This window comes from Sphingobacterium sp. UBA1498, from assembly GCF_002325125.1.
Classification (GTDB): Bacteria; Bacteroidota; Bacteroidia; order Sphingobacteriales; family Sphingobacteriaceae; genus Sphingobacterium.
Genome location: NZ_DCRG01000039.1, coordinates 37,545 through 57,774 on the forward strand (window position 1 = coordinate 37,545; position 20,230 = coordinate 57,774).

General features: G+C 39.5%; 14 protein-coding genes. 10 read left to right on the forward strand and 4 right to left on the reverse strand.

The features are described 5' to 3' along the window. Positions 1-58: 58 nt before the first annotated feature. Both B3139_RS20515 and B3139_RS20520 read left to right on the forward strand, forming a co-directional pair. Positions 59-454 (forward strand): hypothetical protein, encoded by a 396-nt coding sequence (locus B3139_RS20515; protein ID WP_293885395.1) that lies wholly within the window; start codon positions 59-61, stop codon positions 452-454. Between the two features lie 112 nt (positions 455-566). Next, positions 567-752: a CsbD family protein gene (locus tag B3139_RS20520; RefSeq protein ID WP_209576504.1), complete on the forward strand. Its 186-nt coding sequence runs from the start codon at positions 567-569 to the stop codon at positions 750-752. Positions 753-924: 172 nt separating this feature from the next. Here the strand turns inward: B3139_RS20520 and B3139_RS20525 are convergent, their stop codons facing one another. The 4 genes from B3139_RS20525 to B3139_RS20540 are packed head-to-tail and all read right to left on the reverse strand — an operon-like array spanning position 925 to position 3,721. Then, entirely contained in the window at positions 925-1,854 is a 930-nt protein-coding gene (locus tag B3139_RS20525) for a DUF5777 family beta-barrel protein (protein ID WP_293885397.1), read from the reverse strand. Positions 1,855-1,873: 19 nt separating this feature from the next. Next, the gene (locus tag B3139_RS20530; protein ID WP_293885399.1) at positions 1,874-2,425 is read right to left on the reverse strand and encodes a YceI family protein; all 552 of its coding nucleotides are present in this window, start codon (positions 2,423-2,425) and stop codon (positions 1,874-1,876) included. 10 nt (positions 2,426-2,435) lie between these two features. Beyond that, on the reverse strand, positions 2,436-2,843 hold the full coding sequence (locus B3139_RS20535; RefSeq protein ID WP_293885400.1) for a c-type cytochrome: 408 nt from the start codon (positions 2,841-2,843) through the stop codon (positions 2,436-2,438). Positions 2,844-2,866: 23 nt separating this feature from the next. Next, complete coding sequence (locus B3139_RS20540) at positions 2,867-3,721, reverse strand: hypothetical protein (RefSeq protein ID WP_293885402.1); 855 nt, start codon at positions 3,719-3,721, stop codon at positions 2,867-2,869. 164 nt (positions 3,722-3,885) lie between these two features. Here B3139_RS20540 and B3139_RS20545 point away from each other — a divergent pair, with 164 nt between their 5' ends. The 8 genes from B3139_RS20545 (at position 3,886) to B3139_RS20580 (ending at position 20,155) form a co-directional block, all read left to right on the forward strand. Continuing rightward, complete coding sequence (locus tag B3139_RS20545; protein WP_293885404.1) at positions 3,886-4,464, forward strand: RNA polymerase sigma factor; 579 nt, start codon at positions 3,886-3,888, stop codon at positions 4,462-4,464. Next, the gene (locus tag B3139_RS20550) at positions 4,461-5,672 is read left to right on the forward strand and encodes an outer membrane beta-barrel protein (protein WP_293885406.1); all 1,212 of its coding nucleotides are present in this window, start codon (positions 4,461-4,463) and stop codon (positions 5,670-5,672) included. The genes B3139_RS20545 and B3139_RS20550 overlap by 4 nt, the downstream gene beginning before the upstream one ends. 172 nt (positions 5,673-5,844) lie before the next feature. Then, the gene (locus tag B3139_RS20555; protein ID WP_293885408.1) at positions 5,845-7,599 is read left to right on the forward strand and encodes a family 43 glycosylhydrolase; all 1,755 of its coding nucleotides are present in this window, start codon (positions 5,845-5,847) and stop codon (positions 7,597-7,599) included. An 86-nt stretch (positions 7,600-7,685) separates the two neighbouring features. Further along, the gene (locus B3139_RS20560; RefSeq protein WP_293885410.1) at positions 7,686-10,868 is read left to right on the forward strand and encodes a glycoside hydrolase family 2 TIM barrel-domain containing protein; all 3,183 of its coding nucleotides are present in this window, start codon (positions 7,686-7,688) and stop codon (positions 10,866-10,868) included. 657 nt (positions 10,869-11,525) lie between these two features. Then, the gene (locus B3139_RS20565) at positions 11,526-12,161 is read left to right on the forward strand and encodes a hypothetical protein (RefSeq protein ID WP_293885412.1); all 636 of its coding nucleotides are present in this window, start codon (positions 11,526-11,528) and stop codon (positions 12,159-12,161) included. Between the two features lie 354 nt (positions 12,162-12,515). Further along, entirely contained in the window at positions 12,516-12,962 is a 447-nt protein-coding gene (locus tag B3139_RS20570; protein ID WP_293885414.1) for a nuclear transport factor 2 family protein, read from the forward strand. Positions 12,963-13,230: 268 nt separating this feature from the next. Further along, entirely contained in the window at positions 13,231-15,774 is a 2,544-nt protein-coding gene (locus B3139_RS20575; RefSeq protein WP_293885416.1) for a tetratricopeptide repeat protein, read from the forward strand. Between the two features lie 328 nt (positions 15,775-16,102). Further along, positions 16,103-20,155, forward strand: a complete 4,053-nt coding sequence (locus B3139_RS20580; RefSeq protein ID WP_293885418.1) for a hybrid sensor histidine kinase/response regulator transcription factor — start codon at positions 16,103-16,105, stop codon at positions 20,153-20,155. Positions 20,156-20,230: the final 75 nt, after the last annotated feature.

The following is a 20,230-nucleotide window of genomic DNA, read 5'->3' on the forward strand; positions in this document are numbered from 1 at the left end:
AGTTTGAATTTTACCCCGCTATAATAAAATAGAATATTTACATTAACACATTTGACGTATGAAAAAATTAATTCAAACACTGGGACTAGGTATGCTTATTTTTACGGTATTAGTAGGTTTTACGGCATGTAGCAAAGATGATGATCCGGCAGACAATGATCTTTTTATTGGAAAATACGAAGGTACAATCTCTTTTGATAATTTAAACAACAATGATAATGATGTTGCAGCTGCGGAAGGGACAGTTACGGTAACAAAAGCTGGTGATACTTATAATTTTGCTTTCGGAAATGGTATTCCTAATCTTAATGGAGTAGATTTTGAGAGAAAGGATAATGTCTTAATCAATATTGGTTCGGCAGGTACAGGAGTTATTCGTATTGATGCTGGAAAATTAACAATTGGCTACACAAAAGACGGAAAGGCTTGGACCGCTAATTGTAACCGAAAATAATAATACCAGGATAAAAAGTGCTGGTATAACGGTTACGACTTTAAAAATAAATTTTTAAAACGATTATTTGATTAATACTGTTCTATTAATAACTAATGAAAGGAGAATAATTATGAGTGATTTAACATGGAAAGGCCGTTGGAATGAGATCAAAGGCAAGGTAAAACAACAATATGCAGACCTTACAGATGATGATCTGATGTACGCAGAAGGCAAAGAAGACGAGTTAGTCGGTAAACTTCAAAAGAAGACCGGAAAAACACAAGACGAGGTTAATACTTGGTTAAATGACTTGTAGAGTTAATATTGTGTAATAGTAAAATTCCCCACAGGTATAAAACCTGTTGGGGAATTTTTTTTCAATGTGCTCATTAGAAAAGGTAGATGCTTATCTGTTTTTTAGCTTTTGAATTTTTAATTTACCGAGCGTATTATTGTCTTTAATGATCTTTAATTCAGGTTTTTAACTGTCATTTTTTATTGAAGTTGAAACGTCTCGCGATGCTGAATCCCCAGCGGAATTGTCCCTTAGCCCAGGAGCTATTTGTTTCGCTGATAAACTGAGATTCTTGAATTGCCGTCGCATTTGTGAAATTTAGATGGAATATATGTCCACCAGTATCCATTTCAATACCTATCCCTAAGGCATTATAATAACGCTGCCCACTTAGATCTTCACGGTATTTTTTATTTGATGATTTTCGGAAAGGTAATGTATAGTCCGCCACTAATGCGACCCGATTACTGACTTTCGCCCGTCCACCAATTCCAAGTGCAAACAAATCATTTTGATCATTATGTGCGGTATAGTTGCGGTGAAGATAGGACGGTACCAAAACGAGCGATAGATTTGTACTGAATTTTCGAGCAATAATGAGTTGCGTTACATAACTTAATCGGTCACTGAAGGTATCAAAGCTAGCAGCCGAAGCTTTATCAGTACTTGCCTCCATTGCAGATAGGGTAGTGCTTGCAAAAAGAGCTACGGAAATAGGGACACTATTATCTACTGTTTGGTCGATAAATCGGTATTTTAGATTGCCCTCAAAGAGTTGTCTAACTTCTGTCGCGCCTTTCGCGCGGGCAATTCCGATATTTAGATTATCTAAGAGTCCATAATCAAATCCTATACGGATGTCTGTAGAATTATCCAGACCAAAGAAATTTTTCCCACCGCCTGCACTGCCCGCGATATCACCAAAACGGTGATCTACTCGAAAGTCCATTTCATTTCGATGAATAGTCTCTGTAGTTTTAAGATTGATCAGGTTGCCGGATTTAAAGGTTGCTGTGACTTTTTCATTTTTCGGTGTATCGATATGAATCAATTTCTCTAGGTCTTCCTGGGCATATGATGTTGCAGAAGTTAAGCACAAGAGTATAAGTAGCGTTTTTTTCATTTGAAATGCATTCGAATTTTTAGGGTTTGTAGGTCGCATCAATGGTTATTTTGACGACTTCAGCAATCTTTTTTCCAACGATCGATGGAATTGTTATTTTGTGATCTGCAAGTCTTACTTGAAAATTTGAAATAGCCCTTATCGTTCCATTTTTTACGGTACACTCGACCTTTGTGCTGTACGATTTGGTAACTCCATGAACCTGAAGTGTTCCTGTTACGTTGAGCGTATAATTACCGTCTTTTGTTAATTTGTCCGCATTTTCGACTTTGCCTTTAAATTCTGATAGGGGATATTTGTCACTTTCCATGTAGTTTTCATTGAAATGCTCCTGCATCAGCTTTTTGTCAAATTGAAAAGATGTATTTTTTACTCTAAAAATGATTTCTCCGGTTTGAAGGTTTATAGCCGAAGCTCCTAATGTACTTTTAGCTTCAATGTTCTCTAAAGGGGCGCTACTAAAAAAGGTAATGCTGTTTTCTTTTGAAACAAGGTAGGTCTTTTGTTGAGCAAATGTCCCCACGCTGATAAGCATCATGAAGAGCACCATGTAAATGTTAATTTTTTTCATATTGATATCATTAATTTTCAGGTGAATTTCTCTTTATCCATGCGTCGAGCATTTCTATTTCTTTTGAAGTTAGCGCCCCGCCTATCGGCATGGATTTGGTGACCAGTACAGCGTTATTAATTCTTGCAATGTTTTCTTTTACGGAAGTATAGCCATTAAATGTCCATCGTCCGCTAGCCGAACGTCCTGTTCCGTGGCATGAACTACATTTGCTTTCGAAAAAAGCTTTAGAAAAATTCGTATACGATACATTCTCGGCTGTCACCGTTTCAGTACCGTTATCTGGATTGGTCGTAAGTTCCTGCGCCTGCTTTTTCGTACAGGCGGAGAAAGTGAGAGCTGATATGGTTAAGAGCGAAATGACGAAGTGATAATATGCTATGAGGCAAGGAATCGCTGTTTTATGTTTTTGTGCCATATGTTTGAATCGTTAGTATAGATTTAGTTTGCAGGAGCAACGGTTGTATTGTCATTTACGATCGGCCAAACACCAACACGTGGGAAACTTATTCCTTTATTGTCTCCATGTTGTATATCCTGACCGAAGTAATATAAGGGCCATCCTTTGAAAGTCAATTGTTTCTTTCCATAGACGCTAATTACGGCGATATCAGTTGTACGAATAAGCGAAGGAAGGGCTCCTGTTTCTTTTTGGAAAATTGGCCAGATCGGATCATTGCTGAAATCTGCGGCAGTATAATTGTTTTTGTTGAATTTATCAGGCTTAAAGGCATACAGTGTTCTACCTGTATCATCTGTTAGATACATTGTTTTTGCTATTCCTTCGGTATAATCACCTAAATAGTTTTTACCGTCGTGTCCGACGAGTTGGGCATTGGCAACCATAAGTAAATAATCGGGTTTGGCTACATACCATATTTTATTTATAGCATCCCCTTTCACCTGACCAGATTGACCATCGCCTGCATAGTAATAAAGCGGCCAGCCTTTAAATGTACTTTGCTTGGAACCATCTTCGCGTGTGATTTCACCCATCAGGCTTTTATCAATTTTTACATCCGTACTTGTTTCGTTACTATGGTAAACTGGCCAAGTTGCCAAACAATTACCATTACAGGTAGAGATGCCTTTTGTATCATTGGAGAAAAAGTACAGTGTTCTACCGTTTGCATCGGTCAGGATATTACCAAACTGGGCATTGGCAGATATTTGTATACCCCTATTTTTATTTTCTACATTGTCAGGAGCTGCATCGTTTTTTGAACATGCAGAAAACATTGTTAAGGTCAATAGACCGAGAAAGACTAGCTTTACGTGTTTTTTTGTTACTTTCATATGAGTGCCTTTTTTGAAATAATCTGTTGATATTACGATCATTTCAAAAGAAAGGTTGCTTTGAAATTGATTCAAAAAAAAATATTTTTTGCAGGCAACCTTTCTTACAATCCGTTCGTATTAGACTTAATACTATATTTATCAAAAGAAAGAAGCAATATCGAGTGGCGATAACAGAAGTTGACGAAAAATCTATCCATATTATTAAAGGATGTATTGATGAGGACCGGAGAGCTCAGAAAGATCTTTATACCATTTACTATGCGATGTCTTTAGGTATATGTCTGCGCTACGCTAATAACAGAGAAGATGCACTAAGTATTTTAAATGAAGGTTTTTTTAAGGTTTTTAAAAATATTGGTAAATATGATTTTCAGAAGCCTTTTTCCATATGGATCAAAAAAATCATGACGAATACTGCAATTGATTTTTACCGCGCAAACATTAAACAGGGCTTCCTACTTGATGTATCCTTGTATGAGCACGCTATTGTGGAAGATGATAGCATCACTCAAAAGTTAAACTATGAAGACCTATTGGCGATGGTACAGCAGCTTCCACCGGCATACAGAACGGTGTTCAACCTCTACGCAATAGATGGTTATGGACATGAGGAAATTAGTGGCATGCTGGGTATTGCTATTGGAACATCAAAATCTAATTTACATAAAGCACGCGGGCGACTTGTACAAATAATGCAAGCTCAAGGTGTAAAATTTGGTAAAACTCAAGAGAAAGCATGATGGAAAAGGATAAAAATAAGATTGATGAAATTTTTAAAGACGGCCTAAATGATGTTCATTTTGAGTTTGATGAATCACATTGGCAAAATATAGAATCACGGTTGAATCAGTCAAATCGTTTAAAGAAAAGAAAGATTGTACTTTTAATAACATTAGCGACCACAGTTGCAGCAGTTTTAATAGCTTTTTTTATCTGGAATGACCAAGTACTTAAGTCTAACGATGTGCTGAATGAAATCAATGAAGCCAATATTTTGTCTGAAAAAGAAGGGTTGGAAAATGGAACTATTCATCGTGAGGAAAATTTGCGACATGAACCTGAACAAGATTTAGGTGGGGTTGCATTTCAGCCGCATACAGGTATGAATAGTGGTTTAGCGGTACCAAGTGAAAATAGAATACTGCAGGATATTCTTTTAATGCAGGTCGCCGATATAAAGACAAGGATACAGGATGGAAAACAGGAAACAACATTTACTATTCCTCCTATAGAATATAGTCATCGTAGATTACCTAGTTTCAACTTAAAAGAAGAACCGATTGAAGGGATAGGGGAGCGCTTGGCAGCTATTTATCAACCTAAAGAAACCATAGGTGCCATGAGGAAGGAAGAGGAACGGTCGGTTGTTAGTTTCCTCGTTGGGCCAGATCTTACAAGCGTACGTGGAGCAGGGAAATCTTCCCTTAGTGAAAATGTCGGCTTGGCTTATTCCTATCCGCTCGCAAAAGGATTTCATGTTTCTGTGGGAGCGACTTATGCTAAGAAGAATTATAAATCAGCATATAAGTTTTATACACCATCAAATCCACCGGAGATGGCTCAGTTGCCCAGCAATGTAAGTGCCGTTTGTGATGTTCTTGATGTTCCCTTGACAGCAAGTTACACCGTACTTAAAAGTAAAAACGTCAAATTTAATGTGAGCGCAGGGCTTTCAAGTTATTTTATGCTGAAGGAAAAATACACTTTCGATTATGAAGGTGGGGGGAGCTATAGCGGATCTCAAAACAGTGCCGTCTATGAAGTGAATGGCGAGAACCAGCATATCTTTGGTGTCGCGGATTTTTCGGTTTCTATTGAGAAGAAAATCAACGATAAAATTAATATCGGCGTGAAACCATTTGTTAAAATGCCTTTGACGGGAATTGGGTATGGAAATGTGGATCTAGAATCTAAAGGGGTAGCATTTACTCTAGGAATGAGTTTGTGATCTAATTGGGAATTCGAAAAGCTAAATCGTGTTTGTGTCATCGTATTATTACATAAATACGAATATATCCCTCTTTTTGACTCAATATCCCCCTTGTCTAGATAGAAAAAGGGTGATATTTTTGTTTGCGAATAATCAATAACTATTCGCTCAAAGAGACTTAAAATAAATCATGAAAACACCTATATCTGTCTGTCTTATTTTGCTTTTAAGCTGTTTTGCCGCATACAGCCAAAAACCCATCCCACAGGAGTATGACTTAGTCTGGTCGGATGAGTTCGATTATCAGGGCACGCTAGATACAAACAAGTGGAGCTACGAAGAAGGTTTCAAACGTAACCGCGAAGAACAATGGTATCAAAAGGAAAATGCTTTCTGTCGTAATGGCCTATTGATTATTGAAGCAAAAAAAGAACAACGCAAGCATCCGGGTTTTATTCAAGACAGTAAAGATTGGATTAGCAGCCGAAAGCAGATAAGGTATACTTCAGCTTCAATAAATACCTTAGGAAAGCAAAGCTGGAGATACGGAATTTTTGAAATTCGGGCACGTATACCTGTTGGCGCTGGGCTTTGGCCTGCTTTCTGGACATTAGGAACGACCAAAGAGTGGCCGTCCAATGGCGAAATAGATATTATGGAGTATTACCGTGGCAAAATATTGGCGAATATCGCGACAGGTACTGATCAGCGGTGGAAAGCCCATTGGTTCGGTCAGACTAGGGCAGTTAAAGATCTTGGGGGAAAAGCTTGGGCTGATCAGTTTCATATTTGGCGAATGATCTGGGACGAAGATGCTATTGCGCTGTATGTGGACGATATTGAGATGCTTCGCGTTACGATGGACCAATTGGTTAATCGGGATGGTACAGGCTTTAACCCATTTACCCAACCGCATTATCTGCTGTTAAATTTGGCTCTAGGCGGTACAAATGGCGGTGCGATAGATCATAAATTACTTCCGGCAAAATATGAAATTGATTATGTACGGGTCTATCAAAAAGTGAAATCTGCTCAAGTGAGTAGTTTTAAACCAGGGGAAAGATGGACAGACGACAGCGGTGATGTGATCAATGCACACGGCGGCGGCGTACTTCATCAGAATGGAAAATACTATTGGTATGGAGAGAAACGTGGTGGAACAACATCTCAGGGAGTCAATGTGTATTCATCCAATGATTTGCATCACTGGAAGTTTGAAGGATTGGCGCTAACGCCTAGCGCAGATTCTACAAGTGATATTGCCTGGGGCTGTATTATGGAAAGACCTAAAGTTATCTATCAGGAGCAACTGAAAAAATATGTCATGTGGTTCCATCTCGAATTGAAAGGTCAGGGCTATGCTGCGGCCAGGGCGGCTGTTGCAGTAAGTGACTCACCTCTTGGACCGTTTCAGTTTGTCCATAGTTTCAGGCCAAATAACAATATGTCACGCGATATGAGTTTATTTGTGGATACCGATGGGAAGGCGTACCAAGTGTATTCATCCGACGAAAATTATGCTTTACGCATGGTACAGTTAACGGATGATTACCTCCATGTAACAGCGAAGGATTCTTTACTATTTCGGAATCATAGGGAGGCTCCAGCATTATTCAAATACAATGATCGGTATTACCTGATCACTAGCGGATGCACGGGTTGGGCACCGAATCGTGCCGAGCTCCATGTCGCCAAGAATCTTTTTGGTCCTTGGAAATCACTCGGTGATCCGATGCGGGGACCAAATTCAGCCTTGACTTTTGACGGTCAGTCGACATTTGTACTTCCCGTAGCAGGAAAAAAAGATTCCTTTATTTTTATGGCCGACCGATGGAAGCCCAAAGAGCTTATGGATAGCAGGTATATCTGGCTACCTATTGATCTTCGGCATGAAAAAGTACAGATAAATTGGAGAGACCAGTGGGATTTAAGTGTATTTCATTAGTTTGGCCGCATCAATCTATTCAAGTTCGATTAGGCCAGACAAATCTGCCGTTTCGAATTAATTTGTTATCCCTAAAAATATAAGAAATGCAAATAGTGACTAAATTCACGCTTATTTTTCTGTCTAGTATTGTCACCGTGTTGGGCTATGCGCAGTCCAGTGTGACTTTGACGCATGAGCAAAACAAAAAAGAACAGCAAGATACGGTTATCCGAAAAGGGATCCCTTGGTTGGATGAAACGATTACTGAAGAAAATCGACTGCCCATGCATACCGATTTTGTAACCTTTCCGAATACAGATCAAATTAGCAACTACGATTGGCGTGAATCCTCTTCTTATTTAAGTTTGAATGGTTCGTGGAAATTCAAATGGGTTAATAGCCCGTCTCAGTTGCCAGCTCAATTTGAATCATTAACTTATGACGATCGTCATTGGGACAATTTTCAGGTGCCCGCTAATTGGGAACTCAATGGATACGGTTTTCCGATGTATACTACTTCAGGTTTTGAGTTTACCTATTTGATCGGGAAGCCGAATCCTCCCATTGTACCGATGGATTTTAATCCTACTGCGGTGTACCGCCGCGAGGTAGTTATTCCTGCGGATTGGCAGGGGAAGCCTGTTATTCTACATATTGGAGCTGCTAAATCTAATTTATCTGTTTGGGTAAATGGCGAATATGTTGGATATGGTGAGGATAGTAAATTACCATCTGAGTTTGACATAACGAAGTATTTAAGAAAAGGAAAAAATCTGATTACCATGCGTGTTATGCGTTGGGGGGTAGCCAATTATTTGGAAGATCAGGATATGTGGCGTTTAAGCGGAATCACGCGTGACTGTTATTTGCTGATGCGACAACCGCTACATGTGCGTGATATTCAACTATCACCAACACTCAATGCTTCTTTTGATAAAGGAGTCTTAAAAACCAAACTCATTTTTAACCGGATTAATCAGGAGAATTTAAAGGCAGAGATCACGCTGCAGCAGAATGGCCGGGTGATATCAAGTAAAGCTGTCAAAGTTTCGGGACAGGAAATAAATGTTGAGCAGACAGTAGATAGTCCTGCACTGTGGTCTGCTGAGGTACCGAATTTATATCAGGTAGTTGTTAAGCTTATAGACCATCAGGACAAAACAATCGAGGTCATTCCACTGCGGTTCGGTTTTCGTACTATTGAGATTAGAGGTGGGCAGTTGCTGGTGAATGGACAACCTATTCTTATTAAAGGAATAAATAGACATGAGACAGATCCCGTCTCAGGGCATGTGATCTCAAAAGAGAGTATGTTGCGGGATATACAACTTATGAAGAAATTCAATATCAATGCCGTTCGTACCAGCCACTATCCTAATGCCGAGTATTGGTTGCAGCTCTGTGATCAATACGGTCTGTATGTGATCGACGAAGCTAATATCGAATCACATGGTATGGGCTATGATCTGTCCTATACCATGGCCAATAGGCCGAGCTGGGAAAAAGCGCATGTGGCACGTGTTGAACGTCTTATTCAGCGAGATCGGAATCATCCAAGTGTCATTATTTGGAGCATGGGCAATGAAGCCGGAAATGGATATAACTTCTACCGGGCTTACCTCCGAATGAAAGAGCTCGATACCAGCCGTCCGGTACAATACGAAAGGGCCGTGAATAATTATGGCGAATTAAGATTTGACTGGAATACAGATTTAGTGGTGCCTATGTATGCCAGTCCATCTGCGATGAAAAATTATGCAGCCCGTAACCCTAAGCCGGAAAGGCCTTTTATTCAATGTGAATATGCACATGCCATGGGAAATTCGTTGGGAAATTTCAAGGATTATTGGGATATCATTCGGGCAAACAAAGGGATATTTCAAGGTGGATATATCTGGGATTTTGTGGATCAATGTTTTATTAAAGTCAATGCTAAAGGAGATACGGTATATACCTATGGCGGAGATTACGAACCTAAAGAAGCTATCACGGACTGGAATTATGCTTCTAAAGGAATTTTTTACGCGAACAGAACTCCCTATCCCCATGCATGGGAAATGAAAAAAGTATATCAGGATATTCATACTAGTTTATTGGGTGAAAAAAAGATATCAATTTACAACGAGCGCTTTTTTAGAGGGCTTGAAAATGTTGAACTTCAATGGGAAATTATAGTTGATGGGAAAAAAACTGAATCTGGGCTAATCAAGAATTTGAATGTGTCGCCGCAACAATCTGCGGTGCTATCTATTCCTTATCAAAGCGTAGAATCTGGCGAAAAGTTTCTGAATCTAACATATCGACTGAAAAAAGCCGAGGCCTTACTTCCAACTGGGCATATTATAGCAACTGAACAGTTATTTTTAGGAGGTGTTTTTCGGCCTAAGACCGCCGTTTTAGCACAAGGAAAAATCAATACTGAGCGAAAAGATGGAAATCTCATCGTGTCGGCCAAGGATCTGCTAATTGAGTTTGATCTTAAGTCAGGATGGCTAACGAGATATCAATTTAAAGGGCAGGCTTTTGTTGATGAGCATACCACATTTAAGAGTAATTTCTGGCGTGCACCGAATGATAATGACTTTGGGGCAAATACACCGGAAAAATTGAAGTCTTGGAAGCAGGTTTCAGATTCTATTGAATTGATTGAAATTAAATCAACAGTTGTCAATAATCTAGCGTATGTGGATGCTACCTATAAAATGCCGCAAGTGTATGGACAGTTGGAAATGAAATATTGCATTAATCAATCGGGTGAAATGCGTATTTCTCAGTCATTCCTTGCTGATACCACAAAAAAGGTAGCTGTTCTTCCACGTTTCGGTATGCAATGGATCCTGCCTTCAGGCTTTGAAACCATCAATTACTATGGAAGGGGACCGCAGGAAAACTACATTGACCGTAATTTTTCATCACCTGTGGGAATTTATAAACAGACGGTGGATCAGCAGTATTTTCCCTATGTAATGCCACAGGAGACAGGTAATAAGACGGACGTTAGATGGATGGAAATAAAAAATAAACGTGGCCGTGGATTGTTGTTTACGGGAGATTCGACGTTTAGCATGAGTGCTTTGCATTATTTTGACAAAGATTTGGATGATGGTCTCAAGCGTCAGCAGCGTCATGCTGCCGACCTGGTTAAGAGGAAGCAAACGCAGCTTAATATTGACCTTAAACAGATGGGAGTGGGAGGAGTCAATAGCTGGGGAGCATGGCCGCTTCAGGAATATACGTTGCCTTACAAAAATTATTCCTTCTCTTTTGTTGTAAAGCCAGTAGAATAATTGTAGTGTCCCGTGTTGCAAAAGATCATTTTAATTAACTAGTTACTGAGTCGCATCTTCCGATGCGACTTTTTTTTATTGTGAACAGTTGGTTTTTGCCGTTGAGCTTATGAATTGCTTTCTAAGTTTCGGGAGGGTAATAGGTGTGTATGTTAATTTGTATTGCTAATTTTGGAGCTTATACTCGCTTTTGGTAGGTACAAAGTTAACTTCTTCGTGGATGTTCTCTTGCTGTTTCTTTGCTTTTCTACCCATGAAATAGCAAAGAAATACCAACGAAACAGCAAAGAATACGCAGAGAAACAGCAAAGAAATACCAACGAAACAGCAAAGAATAAGCAGAGAATAAGCAGAGAAATACCAACGAAACAGCAAAGAATAAACGGAGAAACAGCAAGCAAACGGCAGTAAATAAGCGAACAAAGCCCAAACCAAGCTCAAAGAAGGCCCGAACAAAGAACAAAGAATTGGCAGAGAAGCTCCGAAGGAATAGCATAGAAATATCAATGATACATCAAACAAGAAATAATAGCTAAAACTCCTATTTATATAACGAATAATGAAAAAGACGTAGCGCATATGAAAAGTTACCCTGAAGCATGAAGAAAAGATGTAAATTGAACAAATCTTTTTGTGCTCAATATCATTTTTAAGCAAATGAACATCAATTATTTATTATTATCGTTATTATTTCTAGCCGCCATAGGGAAAACATACTCTCAAAAGGCATTTGAAGGAGAAATTATTTATCAAAACATCTTTCAAAGTAAAAACTCCACGATTTCCAGCGAACAGATGCGTTTTCTTTTAGGCGACGAGCAAACGTGTTTTATCAAATCGGGAAATTACAAATCGCTAACAAATGGAGCTGGTATCACCGTACAGCTCTATATTAGTGAGACCAATAGACTGTACAATAAGACGAGCCGATCAGATACCCTTTATTGGTTTGATGCCAATGTGCAGTCGGATGCAATCGTGAGTTATGAGCTGATTAAAAATAAAGAGAAAATATTGGGGGAAGATTGTGATGCCTTGACCTTAAAGACGCAAGGAGGGCAGACAACCTATTTCTACACATCAAAATACCCTGTTGATTTTACTAAGTATCAGATGCATAGTTATCGAAATTGGAACTACTATTTAGCAAAAGCCAAGTCTGTTCCATTGAAAATTGTGATTGATAATGAGCAATTCAAAATGGAGTCTATTGCCCGAAAAATTGAAGCAAAGCAACTTCCGGACAATTTTTTTGCGCTATCAGCCGATATACCAATTAAGAAAACGAAATAAATCAATTTGGTCAACAGGCGGTAATCATCAATCTTTTGCCAGGTTTTCATGCAGTGTGCGCATGCGAACAATTTATTTTGAAACTGTTCGTATGCGCACATTTTCTTTTTCGTAGAGGGTCTTGAAAATGCCTTTAAATGTGCTGAGAGGCACAAATGTTTTTATTGTAGCTACTGGTATAGTATTTGGCATGCAGCAGTTAACATGGTTCTTATATTCACCTCTTCATTTCCGTCATTCACCGAGATTAAAAGACCTTTGGTCTAAAGTCTTTGGGTTAGCGGCATATTGATCTGTAGTTTCGGATCAACAAGGAAGAGGATATAAACTAACACAATTGAACAAAAAGATAGTATGAAAGGATTCGTAAAAACATTCACAGTAGCAGCTTTAATCGCCTTATCATCAGTTGCCATGGCCGCTGAAAAACCAGTATCAAAATCAGAAAGAATTTCTATTAATCTCTCCACAGCACAATTCGCCTTGCAGCATTATGTTGCGGTAACTACTGCCGGAGCATCTTTTGGTCTAGAGCAATTGTTTGCCCAAGATTTCAGTCAAAAAATTCATACTTCCACTATACATACCTATGGACGCCGTGCGGTGATTGAATGTTTGAATAAACAACAGGGTGAAATTTTGAATTGCAAAACGCATATCAAGATCGTCGAAAAATCTGCAGATTATATGATTGCAAAAATTGTATTGAAATTTGACAGCTTTACCATGACTGACCTAGTGACTTTGGTGTATGAGAGTGGCAGTTGGCAAGTGTCAAAATCATTCCATTCGTATCAATAAGCCTATTGCTAACAGCAGTATAGGTTGTAGCACCACATGACTGATGTGATTCTTATTTTTTCTTCTTGGCTCCATTATTGTATAAGGACGATTGCCGATTGGGCAATGGGGCAGCAGGTCGGGTTGTAAATCCTTGAAATGAAGTATCTCAGATTTGAAATTACCAAATGTGGTTTGAATTCTTTAGTTTTGAATACACTGATTAGGGATACCCTATTGTCTCCTCGGCAAGGGAACGTTTGGAAAAATTCAGAAATACGGATGAATAATGATATTGAAAGAAAAAATCGGTCATAATTACCTAAAATACCTGTTTACTGGGACGCTTTCGGCTTTGCTGGCTACGGGGTATGCGCAGGAAGTAGAAAAACAGCAGAAAGATAGAAAAGAGAAGCCGCAACACATTGAGCAAAGAAGTAGCGGAGAAGTTCAGACGATGGATTCCATTGAGGTTGTACGCGACTACAGGCCTATGCTGGCCGATGCCGTCAAAGTACGTCGGAGCCCAGATATGAAGCGTATCAATCGCGACGCTATAGAGACAGAATTACGTCAGATCGCTACCACCACTTATTTAGCGCAGCAAAAATATAAACAAGCGTATTATCATGAATTGATGAAACGTCATCCAGACGCATCGCAAAGTAATATTGATAATTATCGCATCAGCTACCTGGCCTATGGAGCCGGCGAATACAAAAGAGCAAGCGGTATGCTGGAGGCAATGAAATCTTCGGACGCCTTTTATCAGGGTGCAATTATGACTTTAGGCCACATTGCTTTGGAAACCGGCAATAAACAAGCTGCCCGAGATGCCTTTGTGAAAGTGACAAAATTAGACCTCGATCGACAGGTGAAAGCCGATGCGCTGTTTAACTATGCCAAAGTTCTGCTCGAAATGGATTCTACCCAAGCTGCGCAAAGAGTCCTTGAAAAATATATTGCCCAAGAAGTGAAACCTGTCGATCCGGGTTTAAAAGGAAAGGAAAGTGCCGAAACACTATCCGCTGAAATTCTACGTGGGACCACCAACTTCCATGCCGGCGTCAGTATGCTGGAATCGCTTAAAGAGCGCGGGCGAGAGGTCAATGCGATCTATCAAAAGGTAACCTACTACCGCGGACTGGAGTTTTATAACGAGCGCGCTTTCGAAAACAGCATATCGATGTTTATGCGATCGGAAAAGTTTCCAGCAAATGCTGAGATGGCTGCACTTGCCACCTATTGGAAGGCTGAGGCAATGTACGAAGTCCGCAAATTCGGGGAAGCAGTAGAGAACTTTTCCAGGTTCCTAGGTTTGCCCGCTGCTCGGAATAGTGAAGTATACAATTATGCCAATTATGGACTTGCTTATGCAGCCTATCGAAATAATCGTTTTGCGTTGGCGGCAGATTATTTTGAACGCTTTCTAACTGCCGGTGGAAGTACAGTAGATCAGGATATACGGTATGACGTCATCGCCCGACTGGGTGATTCGTATCTTTGTCTGCGCGACTACAGCCGGGCAAACAAATATTATGACCAGCTGATCAACAGCAAAGCGCCTAATCAGGACTATGCCTTTTTCCAACGTGGTATCATCTTTGGTCTGCAAGGCGATAATGAAAAGAAGATGAGTACGCTACGTTCCGTGCTGAAGCAATTCCCCTCTTCTAATTATGCGGATGATGCCGCCTTTGAAATCCCTTATACCTATTTTACGATGGGAGATTATGATAATGCACTCAAAGGATTGCAAGGTATGATTGAAAAGTACCCCCGTAGTAGTTATATTCCTCGCGCCCTAATGACCATTGGGCTTGTGCAGTACAACAATGATGAACCCGAAGCAGCTAAAGTTACGTTCCAAAAAGTAGTGGAGAAATATGCCAGAACTGCTGAGGCGGAGCAGGCTATGCGTTTTATTGAAAATATTTACCTTGATCAGGGAGACGCTTCGAGCTATATTCGTTACGCCGTAGGTACTAATGTAGGAAATCTGAGTCCTGCAGAGCAGGATAATATGGCTTTCCAGGCAGCCCATTCGCTCTTTGCCCGGGGTGAGTATGGTGCAGCTGTGGAAGCTATCAACGCTTATTTCGACAAATTTCCAAAACCTAAACAGGAGAAATTCGCGCGTTATATCCGCGGTGTAAGTTCTTACCGTATAGGCCACCCGCAGGAAGCGCTGCACGATCTGAATATGATACTGAACGACTGGACGAGTAAGTATACGGAGAATACCCTGTTAACAGTGGCTGCTTTATATCTAGGCCTCAAGGAATACAATGAGGCTATTGTGCACCTGAAAAAATTAGAACTCAATGAGGAGTATAAAAAGAACTATGGGTATGCGGTAACCAACCTGATGGTGTGTTATTTCGAACTTGGTGATATGGAACAGGTGGCCAAATACGTGAATTTGATTAAGAATTATGCGGGGGCAACTCAGGAGGAAATTGCAAAAGCCTATTTATACAACGGAAGGTCGTTACTGAAAGAAAAGAACGTCGCGTCTGCCTTGAAAGAGTTCAACTTGGCTGCGCTGAAAAGCCAGTCAGCTGTTGGTGCAGAGGCGCGTTACCGCGTGGCGCTACTGCAATATGATAGTAAGGAATACGATAAAGCATTGGAAACTGCTTTTGACGTTATCAACAATAGGGGAGCACAAGAATATTGGGTAGCCAAGAGTTTTATATTGCTTGCAGATGCTTATGCGCGCAAAGGCAATACTTTCCAGGCAAAGAGTACATTGAAAAGTGTTATTGAAAACTATGAGAAGGATGATGATATTGTTCCGTCAGCGAAAGAACGCTTACAGAGATTGAAGTAATACCTCTTAGAAGTTGTCGCAGCGGATTTAATGGTAGGTATAAACCTATCCCGAATGTAGTTTATAGGTAGGATTATGAATGGACGAGTCCGATAAAATCGGACTTTGTTATCAACAGGTCGATAAAAAGCGAGGTCTTATCCTCGCTTTTTTCATTTGTATTGGCAAAAAAATAAGATAAAATAGCGGTATTTAGACCATTACCAGCGCCCAATTACCACATCGACCTAAGAGCGCGCACATCGGATCATAAATAGTGTAACTCGAATTTGTCGATCCACCAGTTTTTTCGTAAATTAAGTGTCGCTAAAACAATTATAATCTTCTTATGAAAACTGTCTACTTGATCCTTCTCGGGTTATTCTTGCCGATTCATGTTGTCTGGTGTCAATCATCCATTGCTTATTTAGGCATTGATAAAGGACTTTCAAACGATTTTGTAACGGTTATCTTTCAGGATAGGGATGGGTTTATGTGGTTTGGAACATCCAACGGCCTGAATCGTTACGATGGGTATGAATTTAAAGTTTTTAAAAATGATCCATTATCGAATAATACAATTCCTGACAATCGTGTAACGGCTATCGCCGAAAGTGCTTCCGCTCAGTTATATGTAGCGACCAAAAGTGGATTGGCAGTGATAGATGCCAATCGTACAGTTTGTAAGCAAGTGTTGGTGCGTTCGCAAAGAGAAAATAAACTTCTAAATTTTCCGATCCATCAGATAGAGAGGGATATGCTAGGTCAGTTATTTGTGCAAGGCGGATCTAAAGGACTTTTTAAAATTGAGGAAACGAAGGATGGAAGTATTGCGAATAGGATACCTTTACAATATGCTGGCCAAAAGGATTTCGACTATCGTGTTTCAGCTATCTGCAAAGCAGCTGATGCTGGAATTTGGGCAATAATAGATCATCTTGGTTTGGCTTATTATGATAGCAAAAAGAACAGTTTTTCAATTGTAAAAGAAGGTGATTTCCAGTCGACTACAATGGCTGTGTCAACGATTGGAGATGTTTGGTTTGCCAATTATCAGAAAATTAGTTGTTATCATATAAAAACGGGCGTGCTTGAACGATATAGTTACGATACTTATCGAAAAGCTATCGTTAACCTTTATTTTGGAAAAGACAAAAAGCTGTGGATATGTACAGATGGGGCGGGCATTCAAAAATTTAACCCCACGACAGAAACTTTCGAAGAGTACATCGGATTTGATCAACAACAATTAACCAGTCGATCTGTATTTGCTGTATGGGAGGATAAAGACGATCGGATTTGGATTGGCACTCTAAGGGGTGGAGTCAATATTGTGGATCCGGTAAAAAGAAGATTTCAGTCATTTAAACTTATTCCCAATAGCCAACGGGTAAATACGGCCGATTTTATTTTATCATTCGAGCAGGCCGATCGAGATCATATTTGGATAGGAACTGATGGGGATGGATTATATAAATGGAGTATATCGAAAGGCACTTTGGTGAATTATACCTATTCAGCTCCTCTGCAGAGCAGACCTTCTTTTATAACATCCTTAATTCAGCATCAAAATGACCAGTTGTGGATTGGAACTTACGATACGGGAATTGTTAAATTAAACACAAAAACAGGCGAAATAAAGCATTATAGCTGTTACTATCCGAATACGCCTTACGCAAATAATGCTGTATGGCGTTTATTTAAAGACAGTAGGGGTACATTTTGGGCTTCAACCCTTGCCAATGGAAATGTCTATCGCTTAGATACCATCACAGATCAGTTTAAATATCTCGATTTACCAATAAATGACGTGTTGACGTTTTACGAAGATAAGGATGCTACCTTGTGGATGGGATCCTGGAATTCCTTATTTCGACTGGACTTACGTACGATGAAATACAAGAGTTATCAGATCGGTACTCCAATTCGTTTTATCCAACAAACAGAAAATGGCTTTCTCTGGCTTGGCACTGAAGGGGGCGGACTTTTACATCTGAACTTAAATACAATGAACTATAAGCGCTATACCGAAAAGGATGGACTTGTTAGTAATACGTTGTTAAATGGCTTACAGGATGCACAAGGTAACATGTGGATATCTTCACTCGACGGACTCTCCAAATTGGATTTACGAAAAAAGACATTTCAAAACTTCTACCAGTCAGACGGTCTCCAAAGTAACCAATTTAATTACAACGCTGCTATCAAATTACGCGATGATCAGCTGATTTTTGGAGGCATCCGTGGTTTCAATATCATCAGACCGAAGGATGTATTATTTGAGACCAGTTTTCCTTCATTAAAATTGACCCGATTAAGTATCGATAATATACCATATGACCAAAGTGGGCAGGAGAAGCAAATTCCTTTAAATGATGTGAAGCGTCTAAAAATACCATTTGATAAGGCTGTATTATCGTTTTCCTATGCAGCATTAGACTTTAGTTTTTCGGATAGGATCGACTACGCCTATTATTTGGAAGGCTGGGACAAAGATTGGAATTACGTCAATAAACAGCGTACAGCCTATTATTCTAATCTCAGAGAGGGTACATACAAATTACATATTAGATCAACCAATGCAAATGGCGAATGGAATCCGGCGGAACGAATTATCGGTATAGAAGTTTTGCCTCCTTGGTACCGAAGTTTTTGGGCATATTTAGGATACTTTTTGCTACTCGCTGCGGTCCTCTTGTTTTATAATAGGTATAGGGAGAATAAAGCATTGTTGCTCTTTAAAGTAAAGACTGCTGAGTTTGAACGTGATAAAGAACACGAATTAATCGAAGATAAACTGGCATTTTTTACCCATATTGTCCACGAGATCAGGACTCCATTGACCCTTATTGTAAATCCGATCAAGGATATTGTCGTCAAGTCAAAAAAGAATATGACGGAATCAGACGAGCTACTGTCTATTTACAGTCATTCCAAGCGATTGTTAAACCTTGCGGATAAACTTCTTTTGTTTAGAAAATCCGATGGCAATTTAGACGAACTCGACAGTAAGGTTTTTGACATTATACAGGTTTGGCGAGACGCCTTTGAGTCCTTTAGGCAATTGGCCAGTTCTCGAAATATCACGTACTCATTTGAAACAGCTATTGAAAAACTAACTGTAGATGCAGATTATGAAAAACTGGAGATCTGTTTCATCAATTTACTTCAAAATGCGCTTAAATATACAGACAAAGGAGGATCTGTCGCTGTTAAAGTGAGGCGCCTAGAAAGCGAATTGATCTGTGATATCATCGATTCTGGACAGGGTTATCCAACCCATTTAACAGAAGAAATTTTTAAACCTTTTAAACGTAATTTTAACCTATTCAACCAAAGCGCAGATGGTTTTGGAATAGGACTGTTTTTTGTGAAAAAATTTATTACGCTGCACGAAGGTAAATTGGAATATACTGCAAATCCAAAAGCTGGAGCTACTTTTACAATACGATTGCCGATTCATCAGGTCAGCTCAGCGACGGTGGGGCCAACTGTCGAATTACAACAGGCTGCTTATGGATATCTTTCTTCTGCGGAAGAAGATAAGCTTGAGCATACACCTTCAATCTATCCAAAAAAACGACAACCACTTGACGAGTGGTATGAAGATGATATGCAGGAGAAAATACTAATTGTAGATGATAATGAAGATATGTTAAACTATATTGCTGGAGTCTTTTCTGACAAATATCAGGTTATTAAAGCAGACAGTGCAGAAATGGCAATAACTCTGTTAGAAAAAATAGAACCAAGTATCGTCATCAGTGATATCATGATGGGTGGAGACTCTGGAATCGATCTCTGCAAACATATGAAGAGCAATACAAAACGCAGCCATGTCCCTATTATTTTGTTAACTGCAAGTGCGTCTTTTGATGTTAAATTAAAAGGGATTGAAGTTGGAGCAGATGACTATATCGTTAAACCTTTTGATAAAGAGTTACTCGTGGCACGTGTGGAAAGTTTGATAGAAAACAAAAATAGGTTGCATACCTATTTTTACAGTGAGATCACGTTGCAGTCGAAAGATCATCAGGTTCCGACGGCCTTTAAAGATTTTCTCCAACGGGCTATAGCGGTGGTTGAAAAGCACTTGTTGAATGAAAATTTTACGGTAAAAATGCTTGCCGAGGAGCTAGGCATGAGCCATTCCAATATGTATAGACGAATAAAGTCTATTTCAGGTAAATCTGCCAATGAATTTATCCGTTATATCCGGATGCGCCGCGCCGCGCAGTTGCTGATTAATAATAAAACGAATATTAATGAAACCGCTTATCAAGTAGGTTTTAAGGATATCAAACATTTTAGACAGCATTTTTCCAAAATCTTTGGTTGTTCGCCCTCAGAATACCGAAAGCGGTACAGCCACCTCGGAAATTTGCCTGATAATAAGAGCTAAATGTGACGGATTATCTAAAAATCAAAGAGCAGAAAAACAGTAACTTTCATGAGAAATCCTGTTTTTCTGCTCTTC